Annotated in this window: 13 protein-coding genes; 10 read left to right on the forward strand and 3 right to left on the reverse strand. The window is 65.7% G+C overall.

What is annotated here, in order from left to right:
- Positions 1-16 precede the first annotated feature (16 nt).
- Entirely contained in the window at positions 17-466 is a 450-nt protein-coding gene (locus tag ACSQ27_RS18925) for a DUF2214 family protein (RefSeq protein WP_436157030.1), read from the forward strand.
- Here ACSQ27_RS18925 and ACSQ27_RS18930 read toward each other — a convergent pair.
- A complete protein-coding gene (locus ACSQ27_RS18930) occupies positions 463-1,095 on the reverse strand; it encodes a LysE/ArgO family amino acid transporter (RefSeq protein WP_436157031.1) in 633 nt (210 codons plus the stop codon). The genes ACSQ27_RS18925 and ACSQ27_RS18930 overlap by 4 nt on opposite strands.
- 117 nt (positions 1,096-1,212) lie before the next feature.
- Here ACSQ27_RS18930 and ACSQ27_RS18935 point away from each other — a divergent pair, with 117 nt between their 5' ends.
- Entirely contained in the window at positions 1,213-2,136 is a 924-nt protein-coding gene (locus ACSQ27_RS18935) for an HTH-type transcriptional regulator ArgP (RefSeq protein ID WP_436157032.1), read from the forward strand.
- Between the two features lie 24 nt (positions 2,137-2,160).
- Here the strand turns inward: ACSQ27_RS18935 and ACSQ27_RS18940 are convergent, their stop codons facing one another.
- On the reverse strand, positions 2,161-2,502 hold the full coding sequence (locus ACSQ27_RS18940) for a hypothetical protein (protein WP_436157033.1): 342 nt from the start codon (positions 2,500-2,502) through the stop codon (positions 2,161-2,163).
- Positions 2,503-2,649: 147 nt separating this feature from the next.
- On the opposite strand from ACSQ27_RS18940, the gene argS reads away from it, so the two are divergent.
- The 8 genes from argS (at position 2,650) to ACSQ27_RS18980 (ending at position 11,073) form a co-directional block, all read left to right on the forward strand.
- Entirely contained in the window at positions 2,650-4,335 is a 1,686-nt protein-coding gene (gene argS, locus ACSQ27_RS18945) for an arginine--tRNA ligase (protein ID WP_436157034.1), read from the forward strand.
- A gap of 58 nt (positions 4,336-4,393) precedes the next feature.
- The gene (locus ACSQ27_RS18950; protein WP_436157035.1) at positions 4,394-5,035 is read left to right on the forward strand and encodes an SPOR domain-containing protein; all 642 of its coding nucleotides are present in this window, start codon (positions 4,394-4,396) and stop codon (positions 5,033-5,035) included.
- Positions 5,036-5,163: 128 nt separating this feature from the next.
- Positions 5,164-5,826: a thiol:disulfide interchange protein DsbA/DsbL gene (locus tag ACSQ27_RS18955; RefSeq protein WP_436157036.1), complete on the forward strand. Its 663-nt coding sequence runs from the start codon at positions 5,164-5,166 to the stop codon at positions 5,824-5,826.
- A 148-nt stretch (positions 5,827-5,974) separates the two neighbouring features.
- Positions 5,975-6,598, forward strand: coding sequence for a lipopolysaccharide transport periplasmic protein LptA (gene lptA / locus ACSQ27_RS18960; RefSeq protein ID WP_436157037.1), 624 nt, complete (start codon positions 5,975-5,977; stop codon positions 6,596-6,598).
- Positions 6,599-6,614: 16 nt separating this feature from the next.
- Positions 6,615-7,397 carry an LPS export ABC transporter ATP-binding protein gene (gene lptB / locus ACSQ27_RS18965; RefSeq protein ID WP_436157038.1) on the forward strand — a complete coding sequence of 261 codons (783 nt, stop codon included), beginning with the start codon at positions 6,615-6,617 and terminating at the stop codon, positions 7,395-7,397.
- A gap of 134 nt (positions 7,398-7,531) precedes the next feature.
- Positions 7,532-9,067 carry an RNA polymerase factor sigma-54 gene (locus ACSQ27_RS18970; protein ID WP_436157039.1) on the forward strand — a complete coding sequence of 512 codons (1,536 nt, stop codon included), beginning with the start codon at positions 7,532-7,534 and terminating at the stop codon, positions 9,065-9,067.
- A 141-nt stretch (positions 9,068-9,208) separates the two neighbouring features.
- A complete protein-coding gene (locus ACSQ27_RS18975) occupies positions 9,209-10,630 on the forward strand; it encodes a THUMP domain-containing class I SAM-dependent RNA methyltransferase (RefSeq protein ID WP_436157040.1) in 1,422 nt (473 codons plus the stop codon).
- A gap of 47 nt (positions 10,631-10,677) precedes the next feature.
- Positions 10,678-11,073 (forward strand): putative toxin-antitoxin system toxin component, PIN family, encoded by a 396-nt coding sequence (locus ACSQ27_RS18980; protein ID WP_436157041.1) that lies wholly within the window; start codon positions 10,678-10,680, stop codon positions 11,071-11,073.
- 25 nt (positions 11,074-11,098) lie between these two features.
- On the opposite strand, the gene ACSQ27_RS18985 is transcribed toward ACSQ27_RS18980, so the two are convergent.
- Positions 11,099-12,529, reverse strand: a complete 1,431-nt coding sequence (locus tag ACSQ27_RS18985; protein ID WP_436157042.1) for a caspase family protein — start codon at positions 12,527-12,529, stop codon at positions 11,099-11,101.
- Positions 12,530-12,558: the final 29 nt, after the last annotated feature.

The raw sequence follows: 12,558 nt of genomic DNA on the forward strand, positions 1-12,558 counted from the left end.
GAAAAAGGATCTTGCGATGACTCTCGAATCCCTCCTGGCCTATGCCCACCTGCTGGCCATCCTCACCATGGTGGTTTTTCTCGCGAGCGAAGCGGCGCTGTGCCGCGTCGAATGGCTGAACGCTGCCGTGGTCGAGCGGCTGGGCAAGATCGACATGGTGTACGGCATCTCCGCGGGCCTGGTCTTGCTGACCGGCCTGGCGCGCGTATTCCTGGGCAGCAAGGGCGCGGCCTGGTATGCCCACAACCCGCTGCTCTATCTAAAGCTGGCGATGTTCCTGGTGATAGGCCTGGTCTCGGTCAAACCGACCTTGATGTTTGTGCGCTGGCGGCGCACGCTGCGCGCCAGCGGCGCCCTGCCCGACGCGCCCGAGATCAAGAAAGCACGCCGGCTGGTGATGGTGCAGGCGCACATCCTGCCCTTCATTCCGCTGGCGGCGGTGTTTCTGGCCCGGGGCTTCGGCTAGAGTAAACCGCGCACCAGCCAAAAAGCGGTACCCCACATCATCAGCGCGACCAGCAAATCCATGGCGCGCCATACGGCCGGTGAATTAAGCCGGCGCCCCACGCACCACAAGGCCACGCCCAAACCTGTGAACCATAGCAGCGAACCGGTGATGGCGCCCAGGCCGAAGACCGCGTTGTCGGGCTGCGCATAGGCCAGCGAGGCCGTGCCGATGACGATGGCCGTGTCCAGCCACGCATGCGGATTGAGCCAGGACAGCGCGAGCGCCAGGCCGATGGCCTTGCGGCGCGAAATGGCCTCGGCCGTGATCGGCGCGCCGTCGGCCGCCTGCGGCGCCGGCTGCAAAAACCGCCGCATCGCCTGCGCGCCATACACCAGCAGCACCAGCGCGCCCGCGCCCGTCATCGCGCCCAGCAATTTGTCGGACAGGCCGCCCAGCTGCGCCAGCCCCATCACGCCCAGGCCGATCAGCGCCACGTCGGTCAGCACACAGACGGCGACCGTGAGCCACAGGTGCTGGCGCAGCAGCCCCATGCGTATCACGTGGGCGTTTTGCGGGCCTATGGCCATGATCAACGAGAGGCTCAGGACCATACCGGTCAGGAAAGCGGGGGCGGCAAGGGGGTTCATGGGTTCTTCTTGATTCTTGAGATATCAGTTCTGTACGCAGTCTCCCGCAAAGCCCATAATGATTAAACAAAATTAACTAAAACTAGCTTTGATCAATTAATACTTGACAAATCAGACATGCTCGACGCCCGACAACTGGACGCCCTGGCCGCCGTGATCGAACACGGCAGCTTCGGCGACGCCGCCAAAGCCCTGAGCCTGACGCTGGCCGCCGTGTCCCTGCGCATCAAATCGCTGGAGGGCGCGCTCGGCCAGCGCCTGCTGGTGCGCGGCAAGCAGGTGCGCGCGACGCCGGCCGGCCAGGCGCTGCTCGGCCATGTGCGGCAACTGCGGCTGATGGAGTCCGACCTGCTGACAGGCCTGCAGGGCGGCGGCAAGGCCGGGCGCCTGCAAAGCCTCAGCGTGGCGGTAAATGCCGATTCCCTGAGCAGCTGGTTTTTACCGGGCGTGGCGACTGTGCTGCAGGGGCATGGCCTGCTGCTCGACGTGGTGGTGGACGACCAGGACCACACCCACGACGCGCTCAAAAGCGGCGACGTCACCGGATGCGTGACCACACTGGCCCAGGCCATGCGCGGCTGCGTCGCCGAACCGCTGGGCGTGATGCGCTACCGCTGCATGGCCTCGCCGGCGCTGGTCGCGCAGTGGAACGAACCCGCGGCGGGCGGCAATGCGGCGGGGCCGAACCGCCTGGCCCACCGCCTGCTGGCCAGCCCGGCCGTGATCTTCAACCGCAAGGACGCGCTGCAGGACGCCTTCCTGGCGCAGCATTTCAAACTGAAAGACGCGCTCTACCCGCGCCACTTCGTGCCGGCCGTCGATGCCTTCGAGCTCGCGCTGGAACTCGGCATGGGCTGGGGCATGGTGCCCGACATCCTGCTGGCGGCACGCACCCACCGCCCGCCGCTGCAGGAAGTGCTGCCGGGCTGCGCGGTCGACGTGCGGCTGTACTGGCAGCACTGGACACGTGAACCGCTGGCGGCGCAGCGGCTGACGCAGGCCGTCAAGCAGGCGGCCAGGGAGCGCTTGCTGCAGGACTAGGGCGGCGATGCCGCCTCTGGCCGCTTACTTCTTGGCCGAAGCTGCCGCAGCCGGCTTGGCGGCAGCGGGCGCAGCGGCGGCGGGGGCCGAGGCCTTCTTCTCGTCGGCCATGCATTTCTTGATATGCGAGTTTTTGGCGGCGCCGGCAAGCTTCTTGTCGGCAGCGGACTTCTCGCAGGCGGGGCTGGGCGCGGCGGCGGCATCGCGAACGCATTTCTTCTCGAAGCTGGCCTTGGCGGCGCCGGCCAGCTTTTTCTCGGCCGACTTGGCTGCGCAATCAGCTTCGGCGCCCGCCGCGTGGGCCGTGGCCGACAAGCCCATGGACATGGCAAAGGTCATAGCGACCAGGGTCAATAGTTTTTTCATAGTTGCATCCCAGAGGTAAACGAGGGAAACCGAAATCGAAATCCCCGTGGAATTCAAACACAGAAGGACGGGCTTGGCTACGTCGAATTCGATGGCCGGTGGTCCGCGGGCACCAGACGGCGCATGGCTTAACCGTAAAATCGCCTCATGCTCTCGATTAAAAAAGACCTGCTCACGGCCCTGGCCGCGGGCCTGGAAGAACTTTCCCCCGGCGCGGGCGACAAGGCCGCGTTTGAATCCCCCAAGGTGGCGGCCCACGGCGACCTCGCCTGCACGGCCGCCATGCAGCTGGCCAAGCCGCTCAAGCTCAACCCGCGCCAGGTCGCCGAAAGCCTGCGCACCCTTCTGCTCAAGGCCCCGGCCTTTGAACGCTGGGTGGACGCCATCGAGATCGCCGGCCCCGGCTTCATCAACATCCGCCTGAAGCCCGCCGCCAAGCAGGAGACCGTCCGCGAAGTGCTGCAGGCCGGCGCCGCCTACGGCACGCAGGCTGCCGACAGCGGGCGGCGCATGATCGTCGAGTTCGTCTCGGCCAACCCGACCGGGCCGTTGCACGTGGGCCACGGCCGGCAGGCCGCGCTGGGCGATGCGATCTGCAACCTGTTCGCCACCCAGGGCGCGCAGGTGTGGCGCGAGTTCTATTACAACGACGCGGGCGTGCAGATCCAGACCCTGGCCAGCAGCACGCAGGCGCGCGCCAAAGGCCTCAAGCCCGGCGACGCCGGCTGGCCCGAGTCGGCCTACAACGGCGATTACATCGCCGACATCGCGGCCGACTTCCTGGCGAAAAAGACGGTCAGCGCGGACGACCGCGAATTCACCGCCTCGGGCGACGTGGACGACATGGACTCGATACGCCAGTTCGCCGTGGCCTACCTGCGCCATGAGCAGGACCTGGACCTCAAAGCCTTCTCGGTCAAGTTCGACAACTACTACCTCGAGTCCAGCCTGTACAGCTCGGGCCGCGTCGATGCCACCGTGGCCAGGCTCAAGAACGCCGGCAAGACCTACGAGCAGGACGGCGCGCTGTGGCTGAAGTCGACCGACTACGGCGACGACAAAGACCGCGTGATGAAAAAGAGCGACGGCAGCTACACCTATTTCGTGCCCGACGTGGCCTACCACCTGGCCAAATGGGAGCGCGGCTTCGGCAAGGCGATCAACATCCAGGGCATGGACCACCACGGCACCATCGCCCGCGTGCGCGCCGGGCTGCAGGCCGCCGGCGAGGGCATTCCGCAGGGTTACCCCGACTACGTGCTGCACACCATGGTGCGCGTGATGCGCAACGGCGAAGAAGTCAAGATCTCCAAGCGCGCCGGCAGCTACGTCACGCTGCGCGACCTGATTGAATGGACCAGCGCCGACGCCGTGCGTTTCTTTTTGCTGAGCCGCAAGCCCGACACCGAATACATCTTCGACATCGACTTGGCCCTGGCCAAGAACAACGAGAACCCGGTGTACTACGTGCAGTACGCGCATGCGCGCATCTGTTCCATCCTCACCACCTGGGCCGGCCAGGGCGGCGACGAAGCCAGCCTGAAGTCGGCCGACCTGTCGGCGCTGGACAGCCCCCAAGCCCAGGCACTGATGCTGCTGCTCGCCAAATACCCCGAGATGCTGGCCAATGCGGCAGCCGGCCTGGCGCCGCACGACGTCGCGTTTTACCTGCGCGAACTCGCGGCGAGTTACCACAGCTATTACGATGCCGAGCGCATCCTGGTCGACGACGAGGCCGTCAAGCGCGCCCGGCTGGCGCTGGTCGCGGCAACCGCGCAGGTGTTGCACAATGGCCTCGCGGTGCTGGGCGTGAGCGCCCCGCGCAAGATGTAATGCAAGCAGGCGGCAGCACCCTAATTTTCAGGACAAGACAATGAACGTGGGCAAGGGAATGAACACTCAAAAAGGCGGAACCCTGCTGGGTTTGGTGATTGGCGCGCTGATCGGCCTGGGCGCCGCGCTGGCCGTGGCGGTCTACATCACCAAGGTGCCCGTGCCTTTCATGAACAAGAGCCAGGCGCGCAACCCCGACAGCGATGCCGCGGAAGCCAAGAAGAACAAGGACTGGAACCCGAACGCGCCGCTGGCCGGCAAAAACCAGCCCAAGCCGCCGGCGCCTGCCCAAGGCCCCGCCGAAACGCCCAGTGTCGCCGTTCCCGACCCGTCCGCCGGCTCCAAGGCCGCGGCTTCGGCGCCCGCTAAAACCGCCGCCGCCAAGCCGGCCCCCGCGGCCGACCCGCTGGGCGACCTGGCCAAGGCCAAGGTCGAAGGCCTGTCGTCCAGCCCGGGCGTGGACCCTTTCAGCTACTTCATCCAGGCCGGCGCCTTCCGCACGCCCGAAGACGCCGAACAGCAGCGCGCCAAGCTGCTGCTGCTGGGCATGCAGGCCAAGGTCACCGAGCGCGAGCAGGCCGGCCGCACCGTGTACCGCGTGCGCCTCGGGCCTTTCGATAAAAAGGAAGACGCCGACAAGGCCAAGGAACGGCTGGACAACAATTCCATCGAAACCGCGCTGGTCCGCGTACAGCGCTGAACCCCGACCGCCGATAAGCTGAACTTTTCACGACGCGGGTGTACAAACCCCTGTGCCCCGCACCTTGAGGGCTGCCGTCCGGAGGGGCGGTTTACCCACCATTTCCGTCATACCAGGAGAAGAATCTGATGCAACGCCGTGAGTTTTCGTTTACAGCCGCTTCGGCTGCCGCCGCCACCCTGGGCGGCATCGCCCTGCCCTCGCTGGCGCAAGCCCAGGCCAGGGCCTTCAAGGACGGCGCCGATTACCTGACGCTGGACAAGCCGGCGCCCACCGAGGTCCCCGCGGGCCAGGTGGAGGTGGTCGAGTTCTTCTGGTACAGCTGCCCACACTGCAATGCCTTCGAGCCGCAGCTCGAGGCCTGGATGAAGCAGGCGCCCAAGGATGTGACCGTGCGGCGCGTGCCGGTGGCCTTCCGCCCTGATTTCGAACCCCAGCAGCGTCTTTTTTACGTGCTGGAAGCCATGGGCAAGGTCGAGGAGCTCCACAAAAAGGTGTTTTACGCCATCCACGTGGAAAAACTTGCGCTCGCCAATGCCGACTCCATCACCACCTGGGCCGAGAAACAAGGCCTCGACAAGGCCAAGTTCGTCGAGATGTACAACTCCTTCACGGTCACCACCAAGGCCCGCAAGGCCACGCAGCTGCAGGACATCTACAAGGTCGACGGCGTGCCGGCCCTGGGCATTGCCGGGCGCTATTACACCTCGGCCACCCTGGCCCAGAGCATGACCCGCGCCCTGCAGGTCACGGACGCGCTGATCGCGCAGTCGCGCGGCAAGGCCAAATAAGGCGTCCGGGGCCGCAACGGCCCGCCGCCCAAAAACCCGCCGCATTCCAGGCGGGTTTTTTTATGCCCCTAATATTCCCCGTGCAAGCCATTCCCGCAGCTTGCATGGCTACAATGGCCGAACCCCAAAGCAGCAAGATTCGTGCCTTATGAAACACCCCCTTTATTCCCTCATCCTGCCGGCCGCTTTGGCGCTGGGGGCGGCATTTCCGGCCTGGGCTGAAAAAGCCGACCGGGACAAGCCCATGAACGCGGAGGCCGACGCCCTGCGCTATGACGACCTCAAGCAGACCAGCGTGTTCACCGGCAACGTGGTGATCACCAAGGGCACGACCATCGTGCGCGGCGCGCGGGTCGACGTCATGCAGGACCCCGAGGGCTACCAGCAGGCGGTCTCCATCGCGGCGCCCGGCAAGCTGGCCTTCTACCGGAAAAAGCGCGACGGCGTGGACGAATACATCGAAGGCGAAGGCGAGCGCATCGAATACGACAGCCGCGCCGACCTCGTCAAATTCATCACGCGCGCCGTGGTGCGCCGCTACAACGGCGCCACCCTGGTGGATGAAACCACCGGCGCCGTGATCGTCTACGACAACAACACCGACGTCTTCACCGTGGACGGCGGCGCGCAGAACAAGACCGCCGCCAACCCGAGCGGCCGGATACGCGCCATGCTGTCGCCGCGCGCCGCCGCGTCGGCCCCGGCCAGCGTACCCGCGGCCCCGCCCGCCGCCCTGCGCCCCAGCACCACGCTGGGCACTGAAAAGAACTAGAAAGAACCTTTCACAGATGGATGTGGTGACTGACACTTCGGCGGCCCCCGCCGCCACCCCCAGCCGCCTCGTTGCGCAAGGGCTGCAAAAATCCTACGGCAGCCGCAAGGTCGTCCAGGACGTCTCGGTGGCCGTGCAAAAAGGCGAGGTCGTGGGCCTGCTGGGCCCCAACGGCGCCGGCAAGACCACCTCGTTCTACATGATCGTGGGCCTGGTGCGCGCCGACGCGGGCGAGATTTCCATCGACGGCCAGTCGGTCGAGCACATGCCGATTCACCTGCGCGCCCGCCTGGGCCTGAGCTACCTGCCGCAGGAAGCCTCGATCTTCCGCAAGCTCACGGTGGAGGAAAACGTGCGCGCCGTGCTCGAACTGCAGCTGGGCACCAACGGCAAGCCGCTGGGCCGTGCCGAGATCGAGTCGCGGCTGGACGGCCTGCTGCAGGACCTGCGGGTAGACCACCTGCGCAATTCGCCGGCGCCGGCGCTGTCGGGCGGCGAGCGCCGCCGCGTCGAGATCGCGCGCGCCCTGGCCACCCAGCCGCGCTTCATCTTGCTTGACGAGCCTTTTGCCGGCATTGACCCGATCGCCGTGATCGAGATCCAGCGCATCATCGGCTTCCTGAAGTCGCGCGGCATCGGCGTGCTGATCACCGACCACAACGTGCGCGAGACGCTGGGCATCTGCGACCACGCCTACATCATCAGCGACGGCCACGTGCTGGCCCAGGGCACGCCCTCCGAGATCGTGAACAACGCCGATGTGCGCCGCGTCTATCTCGGTGAACACTTCAAGATGTAGGATGACACTCCCCCTGTTGTCGCTCACTTCGTGTAGCTCCCTCCCCCCCGAGGGGGCGGCGCCTGCGGCCTGGCAAAGCCAGTTCCGCGGCCCCTGCTTGAACTCTTTCTGCTCTCCCGTCAGAAATCTTTGAGATGAAGCAAGGCCTGTCATTACGCGTCTCGCAGCATCTTGCGCTGACGCCCCAGCTGCAGCAGTCGATACGGCTGTTGCAGCTGTCGACGCTTGAGCTGAGCCAGGAAGTCGAGCAGATGCTCGACGAAAACCCGTTTCTCGAGGTGGCCGAAGAAACGGCGGTGCGCGAAGAGTTCGGGCTGGAGCACCTCAACACGCCGGTCAGCCAGGACAGCCGCGAGTTTGAATCCGCGGCGGATTCGACGGGCGGCGGCGCGGAGGATGCCGGGACTTCGGCCCCCGCCGATGCCGAGGTCAGCGCGGAGCCCAAGCTCGAGGAAAGCTGGGAAGGCGACGGCACGGTGGAAACCACGCCCGACGACAGCGAATGGGGCAGCGATGCGCCGGCGCGCAAGAACAACAACGACGAGGGCGACACCGAGGCCTCCGACCTGACCGGCGCCCACGAGTCGCTGCAAGACCACCTGCACCGCCAGTCGCTGGGCCTGCGTCTGTCCGAAGAAGACCGCGCGGCCCTGCATTTCCTGATCGAGTCGCTCAACGACGACGGTTACCTCGAAGACAGCCTGGCCTCGCTCGCGGCGGGCCTGGCCGGCGACGACCTGGAACAGGCCGAGGACCTCGAGCAGCGTTTTGCCATGGCGCTCAAGCTGCTGCATCACATGGAGCCTGCCGGCGTGGGCGCGCGCAACCTGGCCGAATGCCTGGGCCTGCAGCTGCTGGACTGCAAGGACTGCGAGGAGACCCGCGCCGCCATCGCCATGTGCAAGCAGCCCATGGAGCTGCTGGCCAAACGCGACGTGAAACGCCTGTCGCACCTGTGCGGGTTCACCGAAGCCGCCGTCCGGGGCGCGATCGCCGTGATAGGCCGTCTCGACCCCAAACCCGGCCGCCGCTTCGTGAACGTGGAGCGCAACCTGATCGTGCCCGACGTCATCGTCGTGAAGTCGGGCCGCGGTTTCAAGGTCTCGCTCAACGGCGACGTGATGCCGCGCCTGCGCGTGCATGACATCTACGCCAACGCCCTCAAGCAGCACAAGGGCCAGGGCGGCCAGGCGCTGCAGCAACGGCTGCAGGAGGCGCGCTGGTTCATCAAGAACATCCAGCAGCGCTTCGACACCATCCTGCGCGTGAGCAGCGCCATCGTCGAGCGGCAGAAAAACTTCTTCACGCACGGCGAGCTCGCCATGCGCCCGCTGGTGCTGCGCGAGATCGCCGACGAGCTGGGCCTGCATGAATCCACGATTTCGCGCGTGACCACCGCCAAGTACATGGGCACGCCCTTCGGCACCTTTGAGCTCAAGTACTTCTTCGGCTCCGCCCTGGGCACTGAAACCGGCGGCAACGCCTCCAGCACCGCGGTGCGCGCGCTGATCAAGCAATTCGTCTCGTCCGAGAGCCTGAAAAAGCCGCTCAGCGACAACCAGATTTCCGAAATGCTCAAGGAGCAGGGCATTGAATGCGCGCGCCGCACCGTGGCCAAGTACCGCGAGGCGCTGCGCATCGCCCCAGCTAATTTGCGCAAATCGCTATAACTCCGATTCTCGGGCGCATGGCGGCGTTGCGCGGTGCCCGGAATCCTCATGCACCGCAAGTGCATTCCGGTTCCTGCGCTCCGTGCGCCTTGCCCGGCATCCCGATAATCGAATTTCCAGCAGTCCTTTGAAGAATCCGACATGAACCAGCTCCAGTTATTTTTACCGTGCGCCGCGGGCGTTGAAACCTTGCTGGCCACCGAGGTCAAGCGCGTCACCGGTATCGACGGCAAGGCCTGGCGCGCCGGCGTGCAGTTGCAGGCTTCCTGGCGCGACGCGCTGCAGCTCAACCTGCACAGCCGCCTGGCACAGCGCGTGCTGATCGAGCTGCAGCACAACCAGTACCGCAGTGAACAAGACCTGTACAACGCCGCGGCCAACGTGGCCTGGGAAATCTGGTTCACGCCCAAGCAGACCTTCAAGGTCGAGATCACCGCCCAGCACAGCCCGCTGCAAAGCCTGAACTTCGCGGCACTGAAGATCAAGGATGCGATCGCCGACCGTTTTCGCGCCAAGTTCGACGACGTGCGGCCCAGCGTCGACACGCGCTGGCCCGACGTGCGCGTCTATGTGCACCTGACGACCGACACCGTCACGATTTACATCGATACCTCGGGCGAACCGCTCTTCAAGCGCGGCTGGCGCGAAGACAAGGGTGATGCGCCGCTCAAAGAAACCCTGGCCGCCGCGATGATCGCCGCCAGCGGCTGGGACCAGCTGTGCAAGGACGGCGTGCCGCTCTACGACCCTTGCTGCGGCTCGGGCACCATCGCCATCGAGGCGGCGCAGATCGCCTGCAACATCGCGCCCGGCATCAACCGCCGTTTCGCCTTCCAGAAATACCTGCCCTTCCAGGGCCATGTGTGGGACGGCCTGCTGGACCAGGCCGAGGCCGCCATCACCGAACCCACGGCGCCGGTGTTCGGCAGCGATGTGTCCTTCCGCATGGTCGACTTCGCCGAACGCAATGCCGAGCGTGCCGGCGTGGCCAACGCGGTGGAATTCCGCGGCGGCGACGCGCTGCAGCGCATGCCGCCCGCGCCCTCGGGCGTGATGCTGGTGAACCCGCCCTATGGCGAGCGCATCGACGTGGCCGGTGTGGCCGGCATCACCGGTGTGCAGGGCCGCGACCAGCGGCGCCAGCAAAGCCGGGACGTCCAGCACGACCACCGCAACCAGCCCATCGACGAGTTCGGCCAGCCCTTGAACCCCGATGGCGGCGACAGCCGCGAAGAGCCCGCCTTCGAAACTTCGCGCGACCGCTCGGCCAACCCCGGCCGCGAGCAGGCGCAAAACGCCTGGGGCGAGGAAGCGGCCGACTTCTTTCCACAGCTGGCCGCGCACTGGAAGAAAAACTACGCGGGCTGGACGGCCCACGTGCTGACGCCTGACCTCAAGCTGCCCGGCAAGATGCGCCTGAAAGAATCGCGCCGCGTGCCCATGTGGAACGGTCCGATCGAATGCCGGCTGTTCCGCTTCGACATGGTGGCCGGCTCGGCGCGCGGCAAGCCGGCCGGCGGAGCGGGTGCCGATTCGCCGACCGATTCGCCAGACAAACCGTGAGCGCAGTGCTGCAGTCGGCCGCGGCCCTGCCTGCGCAGGGGGAACCGGTGGTCATCGACACCAACATCGTCCTGGACATTCTCGTGTTTGCCGATGCGGCCGCCGCGCCATTGCGGCAAGCCCTGGCGGACGGCAAATTCCAGTGGCTGGCAACACAGGCCATGCGTGACGAACTTGAACGCGTGCTTGCCTATCCGCAGATCGTGACGCGCCTTGCGTTTTACCGGCTCACCGCGGAGGAGGTTCTCTCGGCCTTCGACGCGGCGGTTCGCTTGTGCGATGCGCCCGGCAAATCGGCCCTGACCTGCCGCGACGCGGACGACCAGAAGTTCATCGACCTTGCGATCACGCACAAGGCCCTGCTGTTAAGCAAGGACAGGCACATCCTGTCGATGAAAAAAAGGATTCTTGCCAGCGGGGCCCGGGCTCAAAGCGCAATGTAAACGCTGTTCTGCCGTGCCTGCTGGCTTAACGCAGCGTGAACTCGGTTGACACCACATTACGCCCGCCCATCAGGCCCTCCAGCCGTCCCGAGGTCGAATCCGGCAAGTCCCGCTGGTCGCTGTAAGTTGCCGTCCATTTGCCATAGACCCGCTCGTCGTAAACGCCCAGGTAGCGGTAGTGATAGGCCACGCTGGCATCGATGCGGGTCTTGCCGCCGCCGGCATCGACCGAGCTCCAGGTCATCTTGCCGAGCGAGCGCGATCCGGCGTTCAGCCGTTCAATGCGGGCTTCTCCCTTGGCACCGGCTTTGGCGGGCAAGGTCCAGAGTGAGCCCGACGTGACTTTCACCACCACATCGCCCACCCGCAATTGCTCGATGCGGCCACCGCTGGCAATGATGTCGCCCGATGAATACACAGTGCGCTGGTCGTTGCGCTGGCTGATCGTGACGGCGACCGAACTCTTCTGGCCGTAAGCCCTGTCGTTGCTCACCAGCGTGCCCACAAGTTCGGACACGGCGGGCGCCGACGCCTTGCTCAATTCGGCCGCCTTCAGCTGCACAAGCCGGGCTTGCGCCAGGCCGGCAAACGCGCCCTGGGGGTATTGCGACAGGTAGGCCTGGAGGTCGGCCGAGGAATTGCTGGATTTGACGCTTTCCCAGAAAGCCAGGTCCAGCGCCGCGGTATCGGGACGGCCCAATGCGGGTTGGGTGCTGAAGGAGAACTGCCCTTCCAGCGCCGTGTTTTCCCAGGGGATCTGCAGGTTGTTGCTTTGCTTGCGAACGACAGTGCGCACCTGCTTGAAGACGTCCTCGACCTGCAGGCCCGGCTGGCGAATCGCCCTGGCCAGCGTTTCGGTGTAAAGGCCGTTGCGGCCTGGGCCATCGGGCGTGACCGAGCCCGGCGCGGTGGAATACGCCACCAGCGAGCCGCTAGGCGCGCGCATGCCGGCCAGGCCCTCGGAGGGCGATGGCGACCTGACGGTAAAAGGGTTCTCGCGGCCGGCGTCCAGGATCACGAGGTTGACGCGGTTGCCCGCGGCCTGCATCTTCTCCAGGATGGTGCTCGCGTTGAGCGCGTCGTTGGTCACCGCGTCTTCACGGCGCGTGTCGGAATCGGTGGAGACCAGGAAATTTTCGCCGCGCACCTGCACGCCGTGGCCGGCGAAATAAAACAAACCAACACCGCCGCCGGCCTTGAGCCGGTCGCCGAAATCGCCCACCAGCCGCTGCATGTCGCGCAGGGACGCGTTCTCGGCCTTCATCACGGTGAAGCCGGCTTCCTTCAAGGCGGCCTCCATCAGGCGCACATCGTTGACAGGCGTGCGCAGCGGTGCCAGCCTGTAGGTGGCGTTGCCGATCAGCAAGGCCAGTTTCGGCTCGGGAGCCCCTTGTGCCGCCGCAGGCTGGCTCCAGAAACATACTGCGATCAGGAAGAGAAACAGGCGTGGGGTCATGGTGAAAATCCAGAGAGATATTAGGTCCG

It is taken from the genome of Polaromonas sp. LjRoot131 (genome assembly GCF_964252805.1).
Classification (GTDB): Bacteria; Pseudomonadota; Gammaproteobacteria; order Burkholderiales; family Burkholderiaceae_C; genus Polaromonas.

Bases quoted from the DNA above. Each gene is read 5' to 3' on its own strand.
- ACSQ27_RS18925 (WP_436157030.1), top strand. From the start codon at position 17: ATGACTCTCGAATCCCTCCTGGCCTATGCCCACCTGCTGGCCATCCTC.
- ACSQ27_RS18930 (WP_436157031.1), bottom strand. From the start codon at position 1,095: ATGAACCCCCTTGCCGCCCCCGCTTTCCTGACCGGTATGGTCCTGAGC.
- ACSQ27_RS18935 (WP_436157032.1), top strand. From the start codon at position 1,213: ATGCTCGACGCCCGACAACTGGACGCCCTGGCCGCCGTGATCGAACAC.
- ACSQ27_RS18940 (WP_436157033.1), bottom strand. From the start codon at position 2,502: ATGAAAAAACTATTGACCCTGGTCGCTATGACCTTTGCCATGTCCATG.
- argS (WP_436157034.1), top strand. From the start codon at position 2,650: ATGCTCTCGATTAAAAAAGACCTGCTCACGGCCCTGGCCGCGGGCCTG.
- ACSQ27_RS18950 (WP_436157035.1), top strand. From the start codon at position 4,394: ATGAACACTCAAAAAGGCGGAACCCTGCTGGGTTTGGTGATTGGCGCG.
- ACSQ27_RS18955 (WP_436157036.1), top strand. From the start codon at position 5,164: ATGCAACGCCGTGAGTTTTCGTTTACAGCCGCTTCGGCTGCCGCCGCC.
- lptA (WP_436157037.1), top strand. From the start codon at position 5,975: ATGAAACACCCCCTTTATTCCCTCATCCTGCCGGCCGCTTTGGCGCTG.
- lptB (WP_436157038.1), top strand. From the start codon at position 6,615: ATGGATGTGGTGACTGACACTTCGGCGGCCCCCGCCGCCACCCCCAGC.
- ACSQ27_RS18970 (WP_436157039.1), top strand. From the start codon at position 7,532: ATGAAGCAAGGCCTGTCATTACGCGTCTCGCAGCATCTTGCGCTGACG.
- ACSQ27_RS18975 (WP_436157040.1), top strand. From the start codon at position 9,209: ATGAACCAGCTCCAGTTATTTTTACCGTGCGCCGCGGGCGTTGAAACC.
- ACSQ27_RS18985 (WP_436157042.1), bottom strand. From the start codon at position 12,529: ATGACCCCACGCCTGTTTCTCTTCCTGATCGCAGTATGTTTCTGGAGC.